This window comes from Halomonas salipaludis (assembly GCF_002286975.1).
GTDB classification, from domain to species: Bacteria; Pseudomonadota; Gammaproteobacteria; order Pseudomonadales; family Halomonadaceae; genus Franzmannia; species Franzmannia salipaludis.
This window is the reverse complement of the sequence record NZ_NSKB01000005.1, coordinates 155,939-178,737: the sequence shown is the minus strand read 5'-3', so window position 1 is coordinate 178,737 and position 22,799 is coordinate 155,939. Positions and strand designations below refer to the sequence as shown.

Sequence of the window (22,799 nt, the reverse complement as noted above, 5' to 3'; positions counted from 1 at the left end):
TGCCGGGACGAGGGTCGGGAGATATCTCGATGTTGACGCTTACCAAGGACCGCGCCCTGGCGCTGGTCCTGCTGTTGATCGTTGTTGTGATGTGGGTCGAGTCGGGCAATATCCGGCCCCCTACCTCCTGGCAGCCCTACGGCTCGGCGCTGTTCCCACGCATCCTGCTGGTGGTAACCGGCCTGCTGTCGTTGCTGATCCTGGCGCGCTCGCTGATTGCCGGTCCCGGCACGACAGCCACCCCGCGACGCCGCTTCACCGAGTGGCTGACCCACAACCGCACGGTCTTCTCGCTGTTCGCGCTGTTCGGCCTCTACGCCGCGCTGCTGCCGGTGCTCGGCTATATCGTCGCCACCCTGGCCTTCCTGGTGAGCTCACTGGGACTGCTGCTGGGGATCAATTCCCGCCGCAAGTGGATCATCAATCTCGCCGTCAGCTGCACCCTGGTGCCGCTGGTGTTCGTGATCTTCCGCTTCGGCCTCAATGTCTGGCTGCCCTAACGCCTGGGAGTAACACATGGCGGATTTCTTTCTACAGGCCCTTGGCCAGGTCAGCAGCCCATCGGTACTGGCGCTGATCGTGATCGGCGTGCTGTTTGGCATCATCGGTGGCAGCATCCCCGGCTTCACCGTGACCATGGCGATCCTGGTGGTGTTTCCCTTCACCTTTGCCATGGATCCGGTCAGCGGCGTGTCGCTGATGGTCGGGGTGTTCGTCGGCGGCTACTCCGGCGGCATCGTCTCCGGCGTGATGCTGGGCATCCCCGGCACGCCGTCATCGATCACTACCGTCTACGACGGCTACCCTATGGCCCAGAGGGGCGAGCCGGGCCGCGCCCTGGGTATCGGCGTGGCGGCCTCGTTCATCGGCACCCTGATCAGCGTCGCGGTGCTGGTGTTCTTCGGCCCGCTGATCGCCAGCTTCAGCATGAACTTCCGCCCCTGGGAGATCACCGCGCTGATCGTCTTCGCCCTGACGCTGGTCGCCGGGCTCTCCAACGGCGCACTGCTCAAGGGGCTGCTGGCCGCCGCCCTGGGGCTGCTGATCACCACCGTGGGCTACGACCGCAACAGCAACCTGCGCTTCGACTTCGGCCTGCCAGCGCTGGGCTCGGGCTTCGAGATCCTGCCGGTGATGATCGGCATCTTTGCCTTCTCGCAGCTGATGGGCAACCTCGAGAAGCTGCGCGACGACCAGGGCGAGGTCAAGGGCGTCGACACCAATGTCTCGATCCCTTATCGCCGCATCCTCAAGGACATGGCCGGCCAGAAGCTCAACACCCTGCGTTCGTCGCTGATCGGCAGCCTGGTCGGGGCGCTGCCCGGTACCGGCGGCACCGTGGCCAACTTCATCAGCTACGACCAGGCCAAGAAGTTCTCGCGCCAGCCGGAGACCTTCGGCACCGGCACGCCCAGCGGCATCGTCGCCTCCGAGGCCTCCAACAGTGCGGTGGCCGGCGGCGCCTTCGTGCCGACCCTGGCGCTGGGTATCCCCGGCGACCTGCCGATGGCGATCATGATGGGCGTGCTGATCCTGCACGGCATCACCCCCGGTCCCCTGATGTTCGAGCAGAACCCGGTGCTGGTCGGCGCCATCTACGCCAGCCTGCTGATCGGCGCGGTGATCATGGTGCTCTGCCAGCTGCTGCTGGTGCGCTGGTTCGCCAAGATCTCGCTGATCCCCCAGGAGGTCCTGGTGCCGGTGGTGCTGATGCTGTGCGCCATCGGCTCCTATGCGCTGAACAACAACCTGTTCGATATCTGGGTGCTGTTCGTGTTCGGGGTGATCGGCTATCTGCTGTGGAAGGCCGAGGTGCCGCTGACGCCGCTGATCCTCGGCGTGGTGCTGGGCAACAACCTCGAGCGCCAGCTGTTCCGCGCCCTGGAGCTCAACGACAGCTGGCTGACCTTCCTGACCCGACCACTCTCGGCGCTGTTCCTGGCGCTGGCGCTGGCCTCGGTGATCTTCTCGCTCTATCAGGACCGCAAGATTCAACGCAATCGACAACAGGCCCAGCGCAGCGACGCCGGTGCCGACTAAGGAGCTCCTATGCAGCACGACGCGCTTTACTACCCCAGCCCCTCGCGGCGTATGGCCGCCTTTGGCACCCGCGGCATGGTCGCCACCTCCCAGCCGCTGGCCGCCCAGGTCGGCATGAGCATTCTCCAGCAGGGCGGCAACGCGGTGGATGCCGCCATCGCCAGCGCCGCGGCACTGACCGTGGTCGAGCCGACCTCCAACGGCCTGGGCAGCGACGTCTTCGCCATCGTCTGGATCGATGGCAAGCTGCACGGCCTCAACGCCAGCGGCCCGGCGCCACAGGCCGCCAGCATCGAGGCCATGAAAGCGCTGGGCCACGATCGCGTGCCCAACCACGGCCTGCTGCCGGTCACCGTGCCCGGCGCGCCGGCGGCCTGGGCGGCGCTCTCCGAGCGCTTCGGCAAACTGCCCTTCGCCGACCTGCTGGCACCCGCCGTGGCATTGGCAGAAGAGGGCTATGCGGTATCGCCGGTCATTCACCAGATGTGGAACGAGGCCTTCCACAGCTACTCGGCCTACGACGATGCCGCCTTCACGCCGTGGTTCGAGACCTTTGCCCCCGAGGGCCGCGCGCCCCAGCCGGGCGAGCGCTGGTCGTCGCCGGGCCACGCCAGCTCGCTGCGTGCCATCGCCGAGACCAAGGGGCGCGCCTTCTACGAGGGTGAGTTGGCCGACAAGATCGACGCCTTTTTCCGCGAGCACGGCGGACTGCTGCGCAAGGAGGATCTGGCGCGCTTCGAGCCGGAGTGGGTCGATCCGATCAGCGTGCGCTACAAGGGCCACGATATCTGGGAGATTCCGCCCAACGGCAGCGGGCTGATCGTGCTGCAGGCGCTGGGCATGCTGGAGCGCATGGGCCCCGAAGGCCGCGACCCGGTGGAGACCCTGCACCGCCGTATCGAGGCCACCAAGCTGGCCTATGTCGACGGTTTCGCCCACGTCACCGAGCGCGACGCCATGCGGCCAAGCGTCGAGCAGATGCTCGACGACGGCTATCTCAAGGCGCGCGCCGGGCTGATCGGCGAGCAGGCCGTCGACCCGGTTCATGGCAATCCGCTTAGCGGCGGTACCGTCTATCTGGCCACCGCCGATGGCGACGGCAACATGGTGTCGTTCATCCAGAGCAACTTCAAAGGCTTCGGTTCGGGCATCGTGATCCCCGGTACCGGCATCAGCCTGCAGAATCGCGGCTGGTCGTTCTCGCTGGATCCCGAGCACCCCAACGCCCTGGCCCCGGGCAAACGCACCTACCACACCATCATCCCTGGCTTCATTACCAAGGATGGCCAGGCAGTGGGGCCGTTCGGCGTGATGGGCGGCTATATGCAGCCCCAGGGCCACGTGCAGGTGATCACCGCCATGCTCGAGGATCATCTCAACCCTCAGGCAGCGCTGGACATGCCGCGCTGGAAGTGGACTCAGGGCAAGACCGTCGAGGTCGAGCCGCACTTCCCCGACCACCTCGCCCAGGCCCTGGCGCGGCGCGGCCACGATATCGTCAAGTCCGCCGACACCATCAGCTTCGGCCGCGGCCAGATCATCCTGCGTGACAGCACCAGCGGCGTACTCAGCGGCGCTACCGAGCCGCGCACCGACGGGGCCGTACTGCCCTGGTAACCCCGCAGTTCCGGGCTCGGCCTCTGCCGGGCCCTCCTCGACCACAACCGGAGAAGCAAGATGCCGACACCCAACAACCCCAATGTCGCCTCGCGCCATCCCCTCGCCAAACGCTGGACCCTGGCCGCTACCGCCCTGGCCGGCGCTAGCCTCGCCGTTGGCGGCCTGGCCGCCAGCGCCCACGCCGACGACTATCCCGACAGCGCGATCGAGTTCATCGTGCCCTGGGGCCCCGGCGGCGGCAGCGATGTGTTGATGCGCCTGGTCTCCAACCATATCGAGCCACACCTCGGCCAGCCGCTGCCGGTCATCAACATGCCCGGCGTCAGCGGCACGACGGGGCTCGCCGACCTCGCCGACCGCGACAACGACGGCTACACCATCGGCCAGGTCCACGACGGCTTCATGGTCTCCCACCACACCGGTCTGACCGAATACAACTGGGACGACTACGAGCCGATCGCCGCGATCACCGCCTCGCCGCAGTACGTGACTGTCAGTGCCGACAGCCCCTGGGAGACCTTCGAGGAGTTCGTCGAGTATGCCCAGGACAACCCCGGCGAGATTCGCTTCGGCGTGACCCTCGGCGGCGTGCCGCACATCCACGGCGCGATGATCGAAGAGGCCGAGGGCCTGTCGTTCCGCTATGTCGGCTTCGAGGGCACCGGCGAACGCATCCGTTCACTGGTCGGCGGGCACATCGACGCGGCGATGGGCGATATTGCCTCCAGCCTGCAGTTCGTCGAGAACGACGACCTGCGCTTCCTGGCCGTCGGCCACACCGAGCGCATGGAGCAGACCCCGGACGTACCGACCTTCGCCGAGCTCGGCTACGACAATCTCAACCTGTCGATCCTGCGCGGCCTGATCGCCCCCCAGGGCACCCCCGAGGACCGCATCGAAGTGCTCGCCGCTGCGGTCGAGGCGATGGCCGCAGAAGAAGAGTTCGTGACCCGCGTCAACAACGCCGGCGCCGAGGTGCAGTTCATGGGTACCGACGAGTACCGTGACCACCTCGAAGCACTCGATGCCACCATCGAGCGCCTGGCGGGGAACCTGCAGCAATGAGTGGGGCTGCCTCAGACTCCCGGTCGCAAGACCGGGAACCCGTCCCTCACGGCGAGCGCGCCAAGGCGGTGGGGCATATCGTCTTCAACCTGGCACTGCTGGGCATCGCCGTGGTGATGTTCATCCACGCCGGCGGGCTACCGTCGTCAGCCTGGGAGCCGATCGGCTCGGGCAGCTTCCCGCGTCTGATGCTGGCCATCCTGGCGTTGCTCAATGTCATCGTGATCATCAAGGAAGTGGCCAAGCTGCGGCATACCGCGGCGCTGCCCAGCGGCAGCGTCGGCGCCTGGCTGTGGCGACACCGCCTGGCGTTTGGTGTGCTGGGGTTGTTCACTCTCTACGCCATTGCCATGCCGCTGGTCGGCTTCCGCTGGGCCACGCTGCCCTTCGTGCTCGCCTGCCAGGTGCTGCTCGGTGCGCGCCGCCCACGCCAGCTGGCCATCGCCGCGGTCATCGCGCTGCTGATGTCGCTGGGCCTCGACGCCCTGTTCCGCCACGTGTTCAGCATCTCCCTGCCGCGCGGCTCGCTGCTGTAAGCCGCGCGGTGCTCAATGTTTCCATTCGCTGACCCAGGAATCCGCACATGATGGAATCCATTCTGGCAGGGGCCGACCAGCTGTTTACCCTGCCCACCATGCTGACCATGCTGGTGGGGGTGGTGGCCGGGGTGATCACCGCGGCCATTCCCGGCTTCACCATCACCATGGCCATCGTGCTGGCACTGCCGCTGACCTTCACCATGCCTGCCCTGCAGGGGGTCGCCACCCTGCTGGCGGTGTATATCGGTGGCTATACCGGCGGCATGATCAGCGCCGCGCTGCTGGGCATTCCCGGTACGCCCTCGGCCTTGGCCACCACCTTCGATGCCTACCCCATGGCGCGCCGCGGCGAGCCCGGCCGAGCGCTGGCGATCGGCATCTGGGCGTCATTCTTCGGCACGCTGCTCAGCTCCATCGTACTCATCATCGCCGCCCCGCCGCTGGCCATGATTGCCGTCAAGCTCGGCGCCTGGGAGTACTTCTCGCTGGTGGTGTTCGCCCTAACCATCGTCGCCAGCCTGGTCGGCAAGTCGATGCTGCGCGGCCTGCTGGCCGGGGCCATCGGCCTGATCCTGGCCACGGTGGGCGCAGACCCGCTGATGGGCGTGACGCGCTTCTCGTTCGATCTACGCATGCTGTCGGCGGGCATTCCCTTCCTGATCGTGCTGATCGGCATCTTCGCGGTCAGCCAGTTGCTGCGCGAGGTCGAGGACGCTGAGGAGGTCAAGGCCGGCAAGCAGTTGATCGACAGCCGCATCAGCTTCAAGCCCTGGGCGGCGATGCGCGAGGTACTCTCCTATCCGTTCAATCTGTTCCGCTCGTCGATGGTCGGGGTCTTCATCGGTGCAGTGCCGGGGGCGGGTGGCAGCATCGCCAACCTGCTGGCCTACGATCAGGCCAAACGCGGCTCCAAGCACCCCGAGGCCTTCGGCAAGGGCTCGAGCGAGGGAGTGATCGCCTCGGAGTCGGGCAACTCGGCGACCTCCGGCGGCGGCCTGATCCCGATGATTGCCCTGGGCATCCCCGGCAGCGCGGTGGACGCGGTACTGATGGCCTCGCTGATGGTGCACGGCATCGGCGTCGGCCCACGCCTGATCATGGACCACGCCGACACCGTCTACGGCATGTTCATGGCGATGTTCCTCGCCAGTGCCATGATGCTGGTGGTATGCCTGCTCAGCATGCGCATGTTCCTCAAGGTCACCAGCGTACCCAAGTCGGTGATCGTGCCGGTAGTGCTGACCTGTTGCATGGTCGGTGCCTTCGCGCTGAACAACCGCGTCACCGACATCTACCTGCTGCTCGGCATCGGTGTCTTCGGCTATGTGCTGGCCAAGCTCGACTACCCGCTGGCGCCGCTGGTACTCGGCGTGATCCTTGGCCCCATCGCCGAGACCAACCTGCGCCGCGCGCTGATGACCAACGAGGACTGGACGCTGTTCTTCACCCGGCCCATCTCGCTGGCGCTGCTGACCCTGGCCGCGCTATCGATCGTGCTGGCCCTGCGCTACCGGCTCAAGCAGCGCCGCCAGAACCTGGCGCTGGACTGACCGCAAGCGCATCACGCAACAAGGGGGCCATCAGGCCCCCTTGTTGTTGGTGGGTATTGCCGGAACGTACTAGCCCAGGTACTTGATCATCACCCCGGCGGCCACCGCCGAGCCGATGACCCCGGCCACATTGGGCCCCATGGCGTGCATCAGCAGGAAGTTGTGGGGATTCGACTCCAGCCCCACCTTGTTGGCGACTCGTGCCGCCATGGGCACCGCCGACACGCCAGCGGCGCCGATCAGCGGGTTGATCGGCATCTTGCTCATGGCATTCATCAGCTTGGCCATCAGGATGCCCGCCGCAGTGCCGATGGCGAAGGCCACGATGCCCAGTCCCATGATGCCCAGCGTCTCGATCGCCAGGAACTGACTGGCGACCAGCTTGGAGCCCACTGCCAGGCCGAGGAAGATGGTGACGATATTGATCAGCGCGTTCTGGGCGGTATCGGAGAGGCGCTCGACCACGCCGCACTCGCGCATCAGGTTGCCGAAGCAGAACATCCCTAGCAGCGGCGCCGCATCGGGCAGGAACAGCGCCACCAGCATCAGCAGCACCAGCGGGAAGACGATCTTCTCGAGCTTCGATACCGGGCGCAGCTGGGTCATGGTGATCTGACGCTCACGCTTGGTGGTCAAGGCGCGCATGACCGGCGGCTGGATCAGCGGCACCAGCGCCATGTAGGCGTAGGCGGCCACCGCAATCGGTCCCAGCAGCTCCGGCGCCAGGATACTCGACACATAGATCGAGGTCGGCCCGTCGGCGCCGCCAATGATGCCGATGGCGGCGGCCTGGTTGAGCGAGAAGTCCATCACTCCCAGCGCCGACAGGCTCACCGCACCGAGCACCGTGGCGAAAATGCCGAACTGTGCCGCAGCACCCAGGAACAGGGTGCGCGGATTGGCCAGCAGCGGACCGAAGTCGGTCATCGCCCCAACGCCCATGAAGATCACCAGCGGCGCGATGCCGGAGGCGATGGCCACCTGGTAGAAGGTGTAGAGCATGCCGTTGCCGTAGCCCACGCCGCGCGCCACGTCACCGGCGGCGCGCATCTGCTCGGGATCGAGACCGTTGTGATACTCGGCGTACAGGGTGGCTCGCCACGCCTCGGGGCCGGCCAGCGGGTCGAGGGTCAGCTGCATGGCCGCTGCCATCTGCTGCAGCACCGCAGGACGGGCCACCTCGATGGCCTGGTCCAGGGCCGATAGCGCCAGCCCCGCCTCGGGAATGTTGGCAAGGATACCGCCGAAGCCGATCGGCACCAGCAGCAGCGGCTCGAACTTCTTGTGGATGGCAAGGTAGAGCAGCACCAGGCCGATCAGGATCATCACCAGCTGGCCCAGCTGCAGGTTATACAGTCCCGAGCCGTGCCATAGCGTCAACAGGTTATCCATGCGCCGCCGCCCTTAGAGTACGATCAGCGTATCGCCTACCGATACGCTGTCGCCTTCCTTGACCTTGACCTCGGATACCGTACCGGCACTGGCGGCACGCACTTCGGTCTCCATCTTCATGGCCTCGAGGATGATCACCACGTCGCCTTCGGCGACGCTGTCACCAGCCTTGACGTTGACCTTGAAGATATTGCCGGCCAGCGGCGCGGGGATCGGCTCGCCGCTGGCGGCCGGGGCAGCCGGCGCTGCCGCGGGCTGGGTCGCCGCAGCGCCCTCCTGGACCTGGCCGATCTCGCCACCCTCGGCGACCTCGACCACGTACTGCTTGCCGTTGACGGTGATGGTGTAGGTCTCGGGGCCGGCAGCGGCCTGGGTATCCGACGCCTTGGCCACGGCCCCGCCCTTGGGGGTCGTCGCCGGAAGATTGGCCGCCGCGGCGTCCGGCGCCTGGGGTACGGGCTCGAAGGCGTCGGGGTTGTCGCGATTCTTGAGGAACTTGAGGCCGATCTGGGGGAACAGCGCGTAGGTCAGGACGTCGTCGATCTCGCGCTCGCCCTGTTCGAGGCGAATGCCTTCGTCCTTGGCCTTGGCCTTGAGCTCGTCGCGCAGGCGGTCCATCTCCGGCTCGAGCAGGTCGGCCGGACGGCAGGTAATCGGCTCCTTGCCCTCCAGCACGCGCTGCTGCAACTCCCCGTTGTAGGGCGCGGGGGCCGCGCCGTACTCGCCCTTGAGCAGCGCCTGGACCTCCTTGGAGATCGACTTGTAGCGTTCGCCCATCATCACGTTCATCACCGCCTGGGTGCCGACGATCTGCGAGGTGGGCGTGACCAGGGGGATGAAGCCGAGATCTTCGCGCACCTTGGGGATCTCGGAGAGCACGTCGTCGAGCTTGTCGCCGGCGCCCTGCTCCTTGAGCTGGCCTTCCATGTTGGTGAGCATGCCACCCGGCACCTGGGCCACCAGGATCCGCGAGTCGATCCCTCGCAGCGAGCCCTCGAAGGCGGCGTACTTCTTGCGTACCTCGCGGAAGTAGGCGGCGATCTCCTCGAGCAGCTCGAGGTCGAGGCCGGTGTCGCGCTCGGTGCCGGCGAGGATCGCCACCAGCGACTCGGTGGGGCTGTGGCCGTAGGTCATCGACATCGACGAGATCGCGGTGTCGACGTTGTCGATGCCCGCCTCGACCGCCTTGAGGGCGGTGGCGGTGGACATGCCGGTGGTGGCATGACAGTGCATCTGGACCGGAATCTTGAGCGTCTTCTTGAGCCGCGAGACCAGATCGAAGGCGGTATAGGGGGTGAGCAGCCCGGCCATGTCCTTGATCGCCAGGGAGTCGGCGCCCATCGCTTCGATCTGCTCGGAGAGCTCGACCCAGCCTTCGATGGTGTGCACCGGGCTGACGGTATAGGAGATGGTGCCCTGGGCGTGGCCCTCGACGTCGCGCACCGCCTTGATCGCCCGTTCCAGGTTGCGCGGGTCGTTCATGGCATCGAAGACGCGGAACACGTCGACGCCATTGGCGCGGGCGCGCTCAACGAACTTATCGACCACGTCGTCGGCGTAGTGGCGATAGCCGAGCAGGTTCTGGGCGCGCAGCAGCATCTGCTGGCGGGTATTGGGCATCGCTTCCTTGAGGGCGCGAATGCGGGCCCAGGGATCTTCGCCGAGATAGCGGATACAGGCGTCGAAGGTGGCGCCGCCCCAAGACTCCACCGACCAGAAGCCGACCTCGTCGAGCTTGGCAGCGATCGGTAGCATGTCGTCGAGGCGCAGGCGGGTGGCGAACAGCGACTGGTGAGCGTCGCGCAGCACCACATCGGTGATGCCCAGCGGGCGTTGGCTCTCACTCATGTGACCTTATCCTTGTAGCTGAAATCGTATCTTGGCTGGCCAGCAGCATCGCTTAGCGGCGATGGCGCTGACGGTAACGATGCAGGGCGGCGCTCATCACCACCATGAGTTCATCGCTGTTGCCGTCGGCCGTCGCTGGCGCCGAGGGCCGCGCTGCGGCGTCGGCGGCAGGCGCCGGCGCCAGGCGCCTGACCAGCAGTGACATCAGGGTCGTCGAGACCACCAGCACGGTCAGGAACACGAACACGAAGCCCATGCCGAAGGCCATCAGGGCGAGGCCCTCTTGCATCAGTTGGGTGTCCAGCATGTTGTCATCCCCTTGCTCTTGCGCGGCACATCTTGCCCGTTGCCCGGCATATTGAGGTCCGTGGCGGCGCATCTTGGCTGGTACAATAACCTGCCTGAATTCCACAATATTGCAATGACACCATGGTTGAGCCGCACGTTGTTAATTTACTACATAAGGGCCGCATCGGCCTAGCGCCCATGGAGGGCGTGATCGATGCGCACACCCGTGCGCTGCTCACCGCTGGCCCCGGCTTCGACTGGACGGTGACCGAGTTCGTGCGCGTGGTCGATGCGCGCCTGCCGCCGCGGGTATTCCTCAAGCACTGCCCGGAACTGGCCAGGCATGCCCAGGGCGAGCCGGTGGCCACGCCCAGCGGCGTGGCGGTGCACCTCCAGCTGCTCGGCTCGGATCCCGACGCCCTGGCCGCCAACGCCGAGCAGGCGATACGCCTCGGCGCCACCAGCCTGGATCTCAACTTCGGCTGTCCGGCCAAGCTGGTCAATCGCCACGACGGTGGCGCCTCGCTGCTACGCGACCCACAGCGGGTCGAGCGGGCGGTCGCCGCCGTGCACCGCGCGGCGGGCCGGGTGCCGGTCACCGCCAAGGTCCGCCTGGGCTTTGCCGACCGCCGCCTGGCGCTCGACTGTGCCCGCGCCGCCGAGCAGGGCGGCGCGGCGCAGCTGGTGGTCCACGCCCGCACCCGCAACGAGGGCTACCGGCCGCCGGCCCACTGGGAGTGGATCGGGCGCATTCGCCGTCACCTGGCAATCCCGGTGGTAGCCAACGGCGATATCTGGTCCCTCGAAGACTACTGGCAGGCGCGCACGCTGTCCGGCTGCAGCGACGTGATGCTAGGCCGCGGCGCCCTGGCCGCCCCCTGGCTGGCCGCGCGCATTCGCCACTGGCAGCACACCGGAGAGCGCCTCGCCGAGACCGCCTGGACGAGCCGCGCAACCATCCTGAGCGACTATGCCGCACTGCAGCGTAGCACACTTCCCGCGCGTGTCGTGGTATCGCTGCTCAAGCAGTGGCTCAATCAGATGCGCGCCCGCGACCCCGAGGCGGCACGGCGCTTCGCTACCCTCAAGCGCATCACCGACCTCGACACCCTGCTGACGGGCCTGCTGACCGAGCCCCTCGGCGAAGTAGACAAAAAGAAGGCGCCGCTCGCGAGCTGCGAGGGCGCCTGACACGATCGTGCTAAAACACAAAACCCGCCCTTGCAGAACAAGGACGGGTCAGAATATGGCGCGCCCGGGAGGATTCGAACCTCCGACCACCTGATTCGTAGTCAGGTACTCTATCCAGCTGAGCTACGGGCGCGTGACTGCCAAATCGACAGTTGGACCGGCACCACGAAAATCACCGACATCGAGAGGATGCTTGAATATCGTGGGAGGAAGTTGGCGCGCCCGGGAGGATTCGAACCTCCGACCACCTGATTCGTAGTCAGGTACTCTATCCAGCTGAGCTACGGGCGCAACTTCCAGTGCATGCCGAGCATGCGTGTATTGATGTGATTACGCAGCGAGGAACACGGCGTAAATGGCGGAGAGGGAGGGATTCGAACCCTCGATGAGGCTATAAACCCCATACTCCCTTAGCAGGGGAGCGCCTTCAGCCACTCGGCCACCTCTCCCTCATCAACACGGCGCGTATGTTACCGTTTCTGAAGGTCATTGTCCAATGCCTTCAACAACTTTCTTCCCCTCACGGCCTGACCCAGACTCGCCGACATGACACTCAGCACCACCTGTCGCGCCGTCGGGACACCCCCCCCTGAGACGAGCGCAAGATGCGCAAAAGCCGGCAAAGCGCGTGACTCTGCCGGCCCGAGCGTGCGCCTGACAACCCGACCGTCAGGTCGTTCGTCAGGCCTGAGACTCACCATCGTTTCCATCCGACTTCTCGCGCTGGATACGCTGATAGATCTCTTCACGGTGCACGGCCACATCCTTGGGAGCGTTGACCCCGATGCGAACTTGGTTACCCTTGACGCCGAGCACTGTGACGGTGATGTCATCACCGATCATCAGCGTCTCGCCGACGCGGCGGGTTAGGATGAGCATGACTGATCTCCTTCTCAGACTTACGACTACGGGATGCACTACGCCTGTCGCTAAGCGCTGACAGATTATGCGCCATTCGTCACGCTAGGCCAAACCCGACACTGCCTTCATACCCCACCATCACACGCGAAATTGGCGTTGAATGAAAGCACCGCCGGAGTGCATCGGCGTCCTTTCTCCTCTAAGCGTAGAACGCATCGGTGTTTGGCGTGTTCCTCATTCGCTCTCGATATCGCTCTTGTCGAGGCCGAACGCCTTGTGCAGCGCCTTGACCGCGAGCTCCATGTGCTTCTCATCGATCACTACCGAGATCTTGATCTCGGAGGTCGAGACCATGCGGATATTGATGTTTTCATCCGCCAGCACGCGGAACATCTTCGACGCCACCCCGGCATGGGAGCGCATGCCCACCCCGACCAGCGAAACCTTGGCGATATTGTCGTCACCGCGCAGTTCGCCACCGCCGAGGTCCGGGATCACGTTCTCCTCGATGATGCGCTTGGTCTGCTTGAAGTCGCCCTTGGCTACGGTGAAGGTGAAATCGGTATAGTCGCCCACCGGCGCCACGTTCTGCACGATCATGTCGACTTCGATATTGGCATCGGCGATCGGGCCGAGAATCCGCGACGCCACGCCCGGTACGTCGGGGGTATTGAGCAGGGTCAGCTTGGCCTCGTTGGCGGTGAAGGCGATACCGGAGATCAGCGGTTCTTCCATGGAGTCCTCTTCTTCATCTGTGTCAGCGATGATCAGGGTGCCGGGGCCATCCTCGAAACTGGACAGCACGCGCAGCGGCACGTTGTATTTGCCGGCGAACTCCACGGCACGAATCTGCAGCACCTTGGAGCCTAAGCTGGCCAGCTCGAGCATCTCCTCGACGGTGATGGTCTCGAGGCGCTTGGCCTTGGAGCAGACCCGCGGGTCGGTGGTGTAGACGCCATCGACATCGGTGTAGATCTGGCACTCGTCGGCCTTGAGCGCCGCGGCCAGCGCCACCCCGGTGGTATCAGACCCGCCGCGCCCCAGGGTGGTGATGTTGCCTTCGTCATCGACGCCCTGGAAACCGGCGACCACCACTACCTGGCCGTCATCGAGATCCTCACGCATGTCGTTGGTCTCGATGCCCTGGATGCGCGCCTTGGTGTGGGCGCTGTCGGTGCGGATGCCGACCTGGGCGCCGGTGTAGGAGGTGGCCGGCACGCCCAGCTTGTGCAGCGCCATGGCCAGCAGCGAGATCGTTACCTGCTCACCGGTTGATACCAGCATGTCCATTTCGCGTGGCGTCGGCTCGTCATTGATTTCGCTGGCCAGGCCGATCAGGCGGTTGGTTTCACCGCTCATCGCCGACACCACCACCACGATCTGGTGGCCCTCGTCGCGGAAGCGCTTGACCTTCTCCGCCACCGCCTTGATGCGCTCCACCGAGCCCACCGAGGTGCCACCGAATTTCTGTACGTATAACGCCATATGCGATTGTCCTGGTTGTCAGTGGAAAGTCATGGTCCTTTTATACTGCCGATCATGGAGTGATCGCCATAAACGCTAGGAGGGCCGTCCAGCGGACCGGCCCTCCTCCTATCAACCCAGCTTGGCGGCAAGCCAGTCCGGCACACTGGCCAGTGCCCCAGGCAGTGCCGCCGCGTCGCTACCACCGGCCTGGGCCATGTCGGGCCGGCCACCGCCCTTGCCGCCGACCTGACCGGCCACATGGTTGACAAGCTCGCCGGCCTTGACCCGTGCGGTGAGGTCATCGGTGACCCCGGCGATCAGACTGACCTTGCCGGCATCGGTCACGCCGAGCACCACGATGCCCGAGCCGAGCTTATTCTTGAGCTGGTCGAGCACGCCGCGCAGCTCTTTGCCGGAGACGCCCTCGAGCTGCTTGACCAGCAGCGTGACGCCGCTTATCTCACGGGCCTCGGCAAGCATGTCGCTGCCGGCGGCGCTGGCCAGCTTGGCCTTGAGCCGCTCGAGCTCCTTCTCCAGGCTGCGGTTGCGCTCGACCAGCGAGGCGACCCGCTCCTCGACCTGCTCCGGCTTGCTCTTGAGGGTCTCGCCGAGACGCGCGACCCGTGCCTCCTGGGCCTGGAAGTAGGCCAGCGCATGTTCGCCGGTAAGCGCCTCGATGCGCCGCACGCCGGAGGCGATGCCGGTCTCGCTGACGATATGGAAGCAGCCGATATCGCCGCTGCGCGCCACGTGGGTGCCGCCACACAGCTCGATGGAGAAATCGTCGGCGCCGATGGTCAGCACCCGCACGTTGTCGGCGTACTTGGCCTCGAACAGCGCTGCCGCGCCCTTGGCCTTGGCCTGGTCGAGGCTCATCTGCTCGATGCGGGTCTCGGCGTTGGCCAGTATCTGGGCGTTGACGATGGCCTCGACCTCGGCCAGTTGGGCGGAGCTCATCGCCTCGAAGTGGCTGAAATCGAAGCGCAGGCGTTCGGCACTGACCAGCGAGCCCTTCTGCTGCACGTGTTCGCCGAGCACCATGCGCAGCGCCTTGTGCAGCAGGTGGGTGGCGGAGTGGTTGCGCACCGTGGCGCCACGCAGGGCGGCGTCGACCTGGGGCCGCACCTCGGCGCCCACGCGCAGCTCGCCCTCGACCATCACGCCGTGATGCAGATGGTGCCCGCCCTGCTTCTGGGTGTCGGTAACCTGGAAGCGGCCGCCGTCGACGTGCAGGTAGCCGGTATCGCCAACCTGGCCGCCGGACTCGCCGTAGAAGGGCGTGCGATCCAGCACCACCACTCCCTTGCTGCCCGCCTCCAGTACGGCCAGCGGGTTGCCCTCGGCGTCGACCAGGGCGGTGACGCGGGCCTGATCCTCGAGGCGCTCGTAGCCGGTGAAGGCGGTCTCGCCGTCGAGCTCGATGGCCGCCGCATAGTCGGCGCCGAACTGGCTGGCAGCGCGGGCACGCTGGCGCTGGGCCTCGAGCTCACGCTCGAAGCCGGCTGCGTCGAGGCTCACGCCGCGTTCGCGACACACATCGGCGGTCAGGTCGAAGGGGAAGCCGTAGGTGTCGTAGAGCTTGAATACCGTGGCGCCAGGTAGCTCATCGCCATCGAGGTCGGCCAGCGCCGCCTCGAGCAGGCCCATGCCGTGGTCCAGGGTGCGCGCGAACTGCTCCTCCTCCTTGAGCAGCACCCGGGCGATCTGCTCGCTGGCCTCGCGCAGCTCGGGATAGGCCTCGCCCATCTCGGCGTCAAGCGCCGCCACCAGCTTGTGGAAGAACGGCTCGCTGGCGCCCAGCTTGTGGCCGTGGCGGATGGCGCGGCGGATGATCCGGCGCAGCACGTAGCCGCGCCCCTCGTTGGAGGGCAGCACGCCGTCGGCGATCAGGAAGGCGCAGGAGCGGATATGGTCGGCGATCACGCGCAGCGAGGGGGTGCTGGTATCGGCATGGCCGGTGGCCTTGGCGGCGGCGTCCAGCAGGTTCTGGAACAGGTCGATCTCGTAGTTGGAGTGCACGCCCTGGAGCACGGCCGCGACCCGCTCGAGGCCCATGCCGGTGTCGATGGAGGGCTTGGGCAGTGGGTTGAGGGTGCCGGCGGCATCGCGATCGAACTGCATGAACACCAGGTTCCAGATCTCGATGTAGCGGTCGCCGTCCTCTTCCGGGCTACCCGGCGGGCCACCCCACACCTCGGGGCCATGATCGAAGAAGATCTCCGAGCAGGGGCCGCAGGGGCCGGTGTCGCCCATCTGCCAGAAGTTGTCCTTCGCACCGATACGCGCGATGCGCTCGTGAGGCACACCAATTTCATCGGCCCAGATGTTGTAGGCCTCATCATCTTCGGTAAAGACCGTGACCCATAGCTTGTCGGCGGGCAGCCCCAGCCGCTCGGTGAGAAACTGCCAGGCGAAGTGGATAGCCTCGCGCTTGAAGTAGTCGCCGAAGCTGAAGTTGCCCAGCATCTCGAAGAAGGTGTGGTGGCGCGCGGTATAGCCGACGTTGTCCAGGTCGTTGTGCTTGCCGCCGGCCCTCACGCAGCGCTGGGCCGAGGTGGCGCGCACGTAAGGGCGCGGATCCTGGCCCAGGAAGACGTCCTTGAACGGCACCATCCCGGCATTGGTGAACAGCAGGGTGGCGTCATTGCCCGGCACCAGCGAGCCAGTCGGCACGATGGTGTGGCCCTGCTCTTCGAAGAAGGTCAAAAAGGCCTGTCTGATATCTGCACTTTTCATAGGGTGTCCGTGACGATAAGCGTGTTGACCTGGCGGGCGAGCCGGCGCACCGCGCCGCACAGGGCACGATCTGGGTCGCTCAAAGGGGCACTAGTATAACGCAGTCGTCAAGCGACGACAGTGGGGCACCCGGCGTCCTCGCTTCGGGGTAACTGTGATCGCCCCGAGCGGGGCACCGTGAGGGGGGGGGTAGTTGGTGCAGCTCAGGTCGGCCAGGCGTGCTGCATGGCGTGGCGCACTTGCTCGAAGTCGAAGCCCCGCGAGGCCAGGAAACGCTCGCGACGGGCGCGCTCGCGCGGCGACTCACCGGGGCCGGTGAAGCGCTTGGCCAGCACCTCGGCGGCCAGCGCGAACCAGTCGGCCTCGCCGCGATCCTCGCTCTCGCTCATGGCCTGCTGGATGCCGTCGCGGTCGATGCCGCGCTGGCCAAGCTCGGCGCGAATCTTGAGTGGGCCCTGGCCGCGGGCGATGCGCGAACGCACGAAACTCTCGGCGAAGCGCGCATCGCACTGCAGGTTCTGCTCGGCCAGGCCATCGAGGCACGCCTCGATGGCCGCGACCTCGTGCCCCTTCGCCGCTAGCCGGCTGTGCAGCTCGGCGCGGGAGTACTCGCGCCGCGCCAGCAGCCGAATGGCGTCATCGCGCGGCGACGGGGCGTCAGCGTCGGGCTTGCGCTGCATGGCTTAGAGCAAGCCGTCCTCGCTGGACTCCTCGGCGCTGTCGGCCAGGGCGGCCTCGGGCTTGTCTCTCTCCCTCGGCTCGACGGTGGCCAGCAGCTGCCCGCGGATACCGGACTCGATCTCGTCGAGGATCGTCGGATTGTCCTCGAGGAACTGGGCAGCGTTGGCCTTGCCCTGGCCGATCTTGTTGCCCTGGTAGCTGTACCAGGCACCGGCCTTGTCGATCAGCTTGCACTGCACGCCCAGGTCGATGACCTCGCCGGCGTGGTAGATGCCCTTGCCGTAGAGAATCTGGAATTCGGCCTGGCGGAACGGTGGCGCCACCTTGTTCTTGACCACCTTGACGCGGGTCTCGTTGCCGGTGACCTCGTCGCCCTGCTTGACCGAGCCAGTACGGCGGATATCCAGGCGCACGCTGGAATAGAACTTCAGGGCGTTGCCGCCGGTGGTGGTTTCGGGGCTGCCGAACATCACCCCGATCTTCATGCGGATCTGGTTGATGAACACCACCATGCAGTTGGCATTCTTGATATTGCCGGTGATCTTGCGCAGCGCCTGGGACATCAGGCGCGCCTGCAGGCCGACGTGGGAGTCGCCCATCTCGCCCTCGATCTCGGCACGCGGGGTAAGCGCGGCCACCGAGTCGATGATGATCACGTCGACGCCGCCGGAGCGCACCAGCATGTCGCAGATCTCGAGGGCCTGCTCGCCGGTATCGGGCTGCGAGACCAGCAGGTCGTCGAGGTTGACGCCAAGCTTCTCGGCGTAGCTCGGATCGAGGGCGTGTTCGGCATCGATGAAGGCGCAGGTCTTGCCCTGCTTCTGGGCCTGGGCGATCACTGACAGGGTCAGCGTGGTCTTGCCCGAGGATTCGGGACCGAAGATTTCAACCACGCGCCCCAGCGGCAGACCGCCGATGCCCAGGGCGATATCCAGGCCCAGGGAGCCGGTCGACACCGACGGCATGATCACCCGGGGCGTATCGCCCAGCCGCATCACGGTGCCCTTGCCAAACTGCCGATCGATCTGGGAGAGGGCGGCATTCAATGCCTTGGAACGGTTGTCGTCCTGGGCCATGGGAGATCTCCTAAGCGATTGCGGATATAACGTCGATCACGAGCTCGGGATCGAATACTGTATGACTGCACAGTAGTATGGCGAAAAATTCCTCGCGCGCCTACTCTCAGTCGGTAAATTTCTGTGCCTCAGGCGTCGAGGCGCTGGATCAGTCCCACCAGTGCGGCGCGCACGGCCTGCTCGCGCACCGCACGGCGGTCGCCGGGGAAATGGTAGTGCTCGGCTTGTTGGGTGCCGGCGTCGCCCCACGCCAGCCACACCGTGCCCACCGGCTTGGCGTCCGAGCCGCCACCGGGCCCCGCCACGCCGCTAATCGCCACGCCCAGCGTGGCGCCGCTGTCGCGACAGGCGCCGGCGACCATCGCCTCGACCACCTCGCGGCTCACCGCACCGTGTGCCTCGAGCAGCGCTGGGTCGACGCCGAGCAGACGTGACTTGGCGGCGTTGGAGTAGGTCACGTAGCCGGTCTCGAAGTAGTCGGAGCTGCCCGCCACCGCGGTGATGGCGCTAGCCACGCCGCCGCCGGTGCACGACTCGGCGCAGGTCACCTGCCGCCCCTGCTGGCGGCACAGCCGGCCGAGCCGCTCGGCGAGGGTGGCGAGATCGAGATTGCTGAGGCGCTGGGGGGATGCTGGCATGCCGGGTCTCCTGACGTGGCGCTGGCTTGCGCGTAGAATACTGCCTTTTGGTCGCGAATGCAGAGTCGTCGACGCTAGGTCCCATCCAAGGAGTCAAGGAACCCCATGAGCCAGGCCAGCCCCTCGCATACCCCGATGATGCAGCAGTTCCTGAAGATCAAGCGCGAGCATCCCGACGTGCTGTTGTTCTATCGCATGGGCGACTTCTATGAGCTGTTCTTCGACGACGCCAAGCGCGCCGCCAAGCTGCTCGACATCACCCTCACCCAGCGCGGCCAGTCGGCGGGCAAGCCGATCCCCATGGCCGGGGTACCCTATCATAGTGCCGAGGGCTACCTGGCGCGCCTGGTCCAGGCCGGCGAGTCGGTGGCGATCTGCGAGCAGATCGGCGACCCGGCGCTGGCCAAGGGGCCAGTGGAGCGCCGGGTGGTGCGCATCGTCACCCCCGGCACCCTGCACGACGAGGCGCTGCTCGACGCCCAGCGCGACAATCTGCTGCTGGCCCTGCACAACCAGGGCGGGCGCTGGGGGCTGGCCTGGCTGGAGCTCTCCAGCGGCCGCTTCAGCGTGCTCGAGGTCGACGACGACGCCGAGATGCTCGCCGAAGTGCAGCGCCTGGCACCGGCCGAGCTGCTCGTCGCCGACGGCCTCGAGCTGCCGCCGACGCTCCACGGGCGGGCCAGTCTCAAGCGCCAGAGCGACTGGCTGTTCGACCACGACAGCGCGCTGCGCCTGCTATGCGACCAGTTCCAGGTCCAGGACTTGCGTGGCTTCGGCTGTGCCCACCTGGAGGCGGCGATCATCGCCGCCGGGGTGCTGGTCGACTATGCCCGCGATACCCAGCGCTCGCGGCTGCCCCACGTCACCGCCATCGGCGTCGAGAACCGCGACGACGCGGTGGTCATCGACGCCGCCAGCCGTCGCAACCTGGAGATCGATACCAACCTCGGCGGCAGCGGCGACAACACCCTGGCCAGCGTACTCGACACCACCGCCACGGCGATGGGCGCTCGCCTGCTCAAGCGCTGGCTCAACCGCCCGCTGCGCGACCGCGCGCTGATCGGCGCACGCCAGACCGCGGTGACCCTGCTGCTCGACCAGGAGGGTTACCTGGCGCTGCGCGAGGAGCTCAAGGCGATCGGCGACGTCGAGCGCATCCTGGCGCGGGTGGCACTGCGCAGCGCCCGCCCCCGCGACCTGGCGCGGCTACGCGATGCCCTCAACGCCCTGCCCGAACTACAGGACGCGCTGCGCGGCTACGCCGAGGGCAGCGCCCTGGACGACCTCAGGCGGCATATCCGCCCCTACCCGGAGCTCGCCTACACCCTGAGCCGGGCACTCATCGACAACCCACCGGTGGTGATTCGCGACGGCGGCGTGATCGCCGACGGTTTCGACGACGAGCTCGACGAATACCGCGGCCTGGCCGAGCACGCCGGCGACTACCTGATCGAGCTGGAGCGCCGGGAGCGCGAGCGCACCGGGCTGGCCAACCTCAAGGTCGGCTATAACCGCGTCCACGGCTACTACATCGAGATCCCCCGCGGCCAGGCCCGCGACGCGCCGGCGGACTACATTCGTCGCCAGACCCTGAAGAACGCCGAGCGCTTCATCATTCCCGAGCTCAAGGAGTTCGAGGACAAGGCGCTGTCCGCCAAGTCCCGCGCCCTGGCCCGCGAGAAGCTGCTCTACGAGAGCCTGCTCGATGCCCTCAACGCCGAGCTGGGGCCGCTGCAGGCCAGCGCCCAGGCCCTCGCCAGCCTCGATGTGCTGGCCACCTTTGCCGAACGTGCCGAGGCGCTGAGCCTGGTGCGCCCGCGGCTCGCCGACGCGCCCGGCATCCGCATTCGCGGCGGCCGCCACCCGGTGGTCGAGAACGTCAGCGAGCACCCCTTCGTGCCCAACGACCTGGAGATGGACGACGCGCGGCGCATGCTGGTGATCACCGGCCCCAACATGGGCGGCAAATCGACCTACATGCGCCAGGCGGCGCTGATCGTGCTGCTCGCCCACACCGGCTGCTTCGTGCCCGCCGACGATGCCGAGATCGGCCCGGTTGATCGTATCTTTACCCGCATCGGCTCCTCCGACGATCTGGCCGGCGGGCGCTCGACCTTCATGGTCGAGATGACCGAAACCGCCAATATCCTGCACAACGCCAGCGACCACAGCCTGGTCTTGATGGACGAGATCGGCCGCGGTACCAGCACCTTCGATGGCTTGTCGCTGGCCTGGGCCAGCGCCGAGCACCTGACCCGCTCGCGGGCCTTCACGCTGTTCGCCACCCACTACTTCGAGATGACCGCCCTGAGCGAGCAAGCACCCGGCGTGGCCAACGTCCACCTCACCGCCGCCGAGCACCGCGAGGGCATCGTCTTCATGCACCGCGTCGAGGAGGGCCCGGCAAGCCAGAGCTACGGCCTGCAGGTCGCACAGCTCGCCGGCGTACCCCAGGGCGTGATCGCCCGGGCACGCGAGAAACTCGCCCAGCTCGAGCAGCACGAGGTCGACCAGGGCAGCCGTCCCTCGCTTGCCGCCGGCGGCGAACCGGCACCCCAGCAAAACGATCTGTTCGCCAGCGCGCCGCATCCGCTGATCGACGAGCTCGGCGGCCTGGCCCTCGACGAGCTGAGCCCGCGTCAGGCGCTGGAGCTGCTCTACCGCTGGCGAGAGGCGCTGTAGGCCATTGCTGAGCTGTAAGGACTGCTAGGCATTGCTGAGGGGCGCCGGAGGCAGGTCGAAGAGGGGGTTTGCGCCATGGATGGCGCAAGGTAGCGCCCAGGGATGGGTTTACAGCGCCCCCTCGTAGGCCTGCCTGCGGATCAGCCCCGAGTCCGCGGCGCTTGGGTCCGGCCAATTAGCCCAAGGCGACAGCCACCACCGCTTGCGACGCTATGGGGGCACGACTAGAATGGTCAGATTCCCCGCCGCACCAGCATAAAAACATCGGCTCTTATAACTTTTTTACCAACCATCATCGTGGCCGAACGACCGGCCAGAGGAAGGGAGACTGGCATGACATTCGTCGTCACCGAGAACTGCATCAAGTGCAAGTACACCGACTGTGTCGAGGTCTGCCCGGTGGACTGCTTCTACGAGGGACCCAATTTCCTCGTCATCCATCCCGACGAGTGCATCGACTGCGCGCTGTGTGAGCCGGAGTGCCCCGCCGAGGCGATCTTTGCCGAGGATGAGCTACCCGAGGGCCAGGAGGAGTTCATCGAACTCAACGCCGAGCTCGCCGAGGTGTGGCCGAACATCGCCGAGAAGAAGGACCCGCTGCCCGACGCCGAAGAGTGGGATGGCAAGCCGGACAAACTGGCCCAGCTAGAGCGCTGAGCATCGCATCTCCGCGAGCCACTAGACAAAAAAACGCCGCCGGTCACTGACCAGCGGCGTTTTTCATCGTGCATGCATAGAAAAGGCGACCCGAAGGTCGCCCGTTCCAAGCCGAATCCCTTGGGCATGTCCCTATGCCCACGTCCTAATGGTGACATCCATGCCAGGAGACGGCTTCCTGTCGTACCCGGCGCACCACGACTAGCATCCCGTTGCATCCTGCCGGAAAAGCACTCCCCGCTTCTCCATATCCCGAGAACATTGTGGCAGTTCTCGCCGGCATCACAAGCCGGTCTCCGCAACACCCAGCGAGCTCCCGCGAGCAAAGAAAAAAATAAAACTACTTTAAAATCAAAATCTTAATATACAAGAAAAAAGACATGAAAGCACTTTCGCGGCGATTCAGAGCGAAGTTCGCAGGTAAAATGTACGATATGTCTTACAAGAAATGGAGAGATTGCCGACACT

The 22,799-nt window shown here is 66.1% G+C and carries 18 protein-coding genes and 3 tRNA genes; 9 read left to right on the top strand and 12 right to left on the bottom strand.

The annotated features are described in order from the left end of the window. Positions 1 to 29: 29 nt before the first annotated feature. The 6 genes from CK498_RS13960 to CK498_RS13935 are packed head-to-tail and all read left to right on the top strand — an operon-like array spanning position 30 to position 6,814. Positions 30 to 500 carry a tripartite tricarboxylate transporter TctB family protein gene (locus CK498_RS13960; protein WP_095621481.1) on the top strand — a complete coding sequence of 157 codons (471 nt, stop codon included), beginning with the start codon at positions 30 to 32 and terminating at the stop codon, positions 498 to 500. A gap of 16 nt (positions 501 to 516) precedes the next feature. Beyond that, positions 517 to 2,040, top strand: a complete 1,524-nt coding sequence (locus CK498_RS13955) for a tripartite tricarboxylate transporter permease (RefSeq protein ID WP_095621480.1) — start codon at positions 517 to 519, stop codon at positions 2,038 to 2,040. 9 nt (positions 2,041 to 2,049) lie between these two features. Beyond that, positions 2,050 to 3,657: a gamma-glutamyltransferase family protein gene (locus tag CK498_RS13950; protein ID WP_095621479.1), complete on the top strand. Its 1,608-nt coding sequence runs from the start codon at positions 2,050 to 2,052 to the stop codon at positions 3,655 to 3,657. Positions 3,658 to 3,717: 60 nt separating this feature from the next. Further along, positions 3,718 to 4,725, top strand: coding sequence for a Bug family tripartite tricarboxylate transporter substrate binding protein (locus tag CK498_RS13945; RefSeq protein ID WP_095621478.1), 1,008 nt, complete (start codon positions 3,718 to 3,720; stop codon positions 4,723 to 4,725). Beyond that, complete coding sequence (locus CK498_RS13940) at positions 4,722 to 5,261, top strand: tripartite tricarboxylate transporter TctB family protein (RefSeq protein WP_095621477.1); 540 nt, start codon at positions 4,722 to 4,724, stop codon at positions 5,259 to 5,261. The genes CK498_RS13945 and CK498_RS13940 overlap by 4 nt, the downstream gene beginning before the upstream one ends. A gap of 47 nt (positions 5,262 to 5,308) precedes the next feature. Beyond that, positions 5,309 to 6,814: a tripartite tricarboxylate transporter permease gene (locus CK498_RS13935; protein WP_229359073.1), complete on the top strand. Its 1,506-nt coding sequence runs from the start codon at positions 5,309 to 5,311 to the stop codon at positions 6,812 to 6,814. A 69-nt stretch (positions 6,815 to 6,883) separates the two neighbouring features. Here CK498_RS13935 and CK498_RS13930 read toward each other — a convergent pair whose 3' ends face one another. The 3 genes from CK498_RS13930 to CK498_RS13920 are packed head-to-tail and all read right to left on the bottom strand — an operon-like array spanning position 6,884 to position 10,361. Next, positions 6,884 to 8,206, bottom strand: a complete 1,323-nt coding sequence (locus tag CK498_RS13930; RefSeq protein ID WP_095621476.1) for a sodium ion-translocating decarboxylase subunit beta — start codon at positions 8,204 to 8,206, stop codon at positions 6,884 to 6,886. A gap of 12 nt (positions 8,207 to 8,218) precedes the next feature. Beyond that, positions 8,219 to 10,054, bottom strand: coding sequence for a sodium-extruding oxaloacetate decarboxylase subunit alpha (gene oadA / locus CK498_RS13925; protein WP_095621475.1), 1,836 nt, complete (start codon positions 10,052 to 10,054; stop codon positions 8,219 to 8,221). Positions 10,055 to 10,106: 52 nt separating this feature from the next. Further along, the gene (locus CK498_RS13920) at positions 10,107 to 10,361 is read right to left on the bottom strand and encodes an OadG family transporter subunit (RefSeq protein WP_095621474.1); all 255 of its coding nucleotides are present in this window, start codon (positions 10,359 to 10,361) and stop codon (positions 10,107 to 10,109) included. Between the two features lie 179 nt (positions 10,362 to 10,540). On the opposite strand from CK498_RS13920, the gene CK498_RS13915 reads away from it, so the two are divergent. Beyond that, positions 10,541 to 11,533, top strand: coding sequence for a tRNA dihydrouridine synthase (locus tag CK498_RS13915; RefSeq protein ID WP_095621473.1), 993 nt, complete (start codon positions 10,541 to 10,543; stop codon positions 11,531 to 11,533). 56 nt (positions 11,534 to 11,589) lie between these two features. On the opposite strand, the gene CK498_RS13910 is transcribed toward CK498_RS13915, so the two are convergent. The 9 genes from CK498_RS13910 to CK498_RS13870 all read right to left on the bottom strand — a co-directional run bounded on the left by CK498_RS13910 (position 11,590) and on the right by CK498_RS13870 (position 18,992). Continuing rightward, positions 11,590 to 11,666 (bottom strand) — tRNA-Arg (locus CK498_RS13910). An 81-nt stretch (positions 11,667 to 11,747) separates the two neighbouring features. After that, positions 11,748 to 11,824 (bottom strand) — tRNA-Arg (locus CK498_RS13905). A gap of 65 nt (positions 11,825 to 11,889) precedes the next feature. Then, positions 11,890 to 11,982, bottom strand: a tRNA-Ser gene (locus CK498_RS13900). A gap of 232 nt (positions 11,983 to 12,214) precedes the next feature. Next, a complete protein-coding gene (gene csrA, locus CK498_RS13895) occupies positions 12,215 to 12,412 on the bottom strand; it encodes a carbon storage regulator CsrA (RefSeq protein ID WP_095621472.1) in 198 nt (65 codons plus the stop codon). A gap of 216 nt (positions 12,413 to 12,628) precedes the next feature. Next, positions 12,629 to 13,879 (bottom strand): aspartate kinase, encoded by a 1,251-nt coding sequence (locus CK498_RS13890; protein ID WP_095621471.1) that lies wholly within the window; start codon positions 13,877 to 13,879, stop codon positions 12,629 to 12,631. 111 nt (positions 13,880 to 13,990) lie between these two features. Beyond that, entirely contained in the window at positions 13,991 to 16,597 is a 2,607-nt protein-coding gene (gene alaS / locus CK498_RS13885; protein ID WP_095621470.1) for an alanine--tRNA ligase, read from the bottom strand. Positions 16,598 to 16,800: 203 nt separating this feature from the next. After that, positions 16,801 to 17,277 carry a regulatory protein RecX gene (locus CK498_RS13880; RefSeq protein WP_095621469.1) on the bottom strand — a complete coding sequence of 159 codons (477 nt, stop codon included), beginning with the start codon at positions 17,275 to 17,277 and terminating at the stop codon, positions 16,801 to 16,803. A 3-nt stretch (positions 17,278 to 17,280) separates the two neighbouring features. After that, positions 17,281 to 18,354, bottom strand: a complete 1,074-nt coding sequence (gene recA, locus CK498_RS13875; protein WP_095621468.1) for a recombinase RecA — start codon at positions 18,352 to 18,354, stop codon at positions 17,281 to 17,283. A 128-nt stretch (positions 18,355 to 18,482) separates the two neighbouring features. Further along, positions 18,483 to 18,992, bottom strand: a complete 510-nt coding sequence (locus CK498_RS13870; protein ID WP_095621467.1) for a CinA family protein — start codon at positions 18,990 to 18,992, stop codon at positions 18,483 to 18,485. A 105-nt stretch (positions 18,993 to 19,097) separates the two neighbouring features. On the opposite strand from CK498_RS13870, the gene mutS reads away from it, so the two are divergent. Together mutS and fdxA are read left to right on the top strand one after the other, a co-directional pair. Then, the gene (gene mutS, locus CK498_RS13865; protein ID WP_095621466.1) at positions 19,098 to 21,674 is read left to right on the top strand and encodes a DNA mismatch repair protein MutS; all 2,577 of its coding nucleotides are present in this window, start codon (positions 19,098 to 19,100) and stop codon (positions 21,672 to 21,674) included. Positions 21,675 to 22,007: 333 nt separating this feature from the next. After that, on the top strand, positions 22,008 to 22,331 hold the full coding sequence (gene fdxA, locus CK498_RS13860; protein ID WP_095621465.1) for a ferredoxin FdxA: 324 nt from the start codon (positions 22,008 to 22,010) through the stop codon (positions 22,329 to 22,331). Positions 22,332 to 22,799: the final 468 nt, after the last annotated feature.

Excerpts from the sequence above, each read along its gene's own strand:
- CK498_RS13890 (WP_095621471.1), bottom strand. The coding sequence starts at position 13,879 with ATGGCGTTATACGTACAGAAATTCGGTGGCACCTCGGTGGGCTCGGTG.
- mutS (WP_095621466.1), top strand. The coding sequence starts at position 19,098 with ATGAGCCAGGCCAGCCCCTCGCATACCCCGATGATGCAGCAGTTCCTG.
- CK498_RS13960 (WP_095621481.1), top strand. The coding sequence starts at position 30 with ATGTTGACGCTTACCAAGGACCGCGCCCTGGCGCTGGTCCTGCTGTTG.
- CK498_RS13915 (WP_095621473.1), top strand. The coding sequence starts at position 10,541 with ATGGAGGGCGTGATCGATGCGCACACCCGTGCGCTGCTCACCGCTGGC.
- CK498_RS13950 (WP_095621479.1), top strand. The coding sequence starts at position 2,050 with ATGCAGCACGACGCGCTTTACTACCCCAGCCCCTCGCGGCGTATGGCC.
- fdxA (WP_095621465.1), top strand. The coding sequence starts at position 22,008 with ATGACATTCGTCGTCACCGAGAACTGCATCAAGTGCAAGTACACCGAC.
- oadA (WP_095621475.1), bottom strand. The coding sequence starts at position 10,054 with ATGAGTGAGAGCCAACGCCCGCTGGGCATCACCGATGTGGTGCTGCGC.
- CK498_RS13920 (WP_095621474.1), bottom strand. The coding sequence starts at position 10,361 with ATGCTGGACACCCAACTGATGCAAGAGGGCCTCGCCCTGATGGCCTTC.
- CK498_RS13940 (WP_095621477.1), top strand. The coding sequence starts at position 4,722 with ATGAGTGGGGCTGCCTCAGACTCCCGGTCGCAAGACCGGGAACCCGTC.
- CK498_RS13945 (WP_095621478.1), top strand. The coding sequence starts at position 3,718 with ATGCCGACACCCAACAACCCCAATGTCGCCTCGCGCCATCCCCTCGCC.
- recA (WP_095621468.1), bottom strand. The coding sequence starts at position 18,354 with ATGGCCCAGGACGACAACCGTTCCAAGGCATTGAATGCCGCCCTCTCC.
- CK498_RS13930 (WP_095621476.1), bottom strand. The coding sequence starts at position 8,206 with ATGGATAACCTGTTGACGCTATGGCACGGCTCGGGACTGTATAACCTG.
- CK498_RS13880 (WP_095621469.1), bottom strand. The coding sequence starts at position 17,277 with ATGCAGCGCAAGCCCGACGCTGACGCCCCGTCGCCGCGCGATGACGCC.
- alaS (WP_095621470.1), bottom strand. The coding sequence starts at position 16,597 with ATGAAAAGTGCAGATATCAGACAGGCCTTTTTGACCTTCTTCGAAGAG.
- csrA (WP_095621472.1), bottom strand. The coding sequence starts at position 12,412 with ATGCTCATCCTAACCCGCCGCGTCGGCGAGACGCTGATGATCGGTGAT.
- CK498_RS13870 (WP_095621467.1), bottom strand. The coding sequence starts at position 18,992 with ATGCCAGCATCCCCCCAGCGCCTCAGCAATCTCGATCTCGCCACCCTC.
- CK498_RS13935 (WP_229359073.1), top strand. The coding sequence starts at position 5,309 with ATGATGGAATCCATTCTGGCAGGGGCCGACCAGCTGTTTACCCTGCCC.
- CK498_RS13955 (WP_095621480.1), top strand. The coding sequence starts at position 517 with ATGGCGGATTTCTTTCTACAGGCCCTTGGCCAGGTCAGCAGCCCATCG.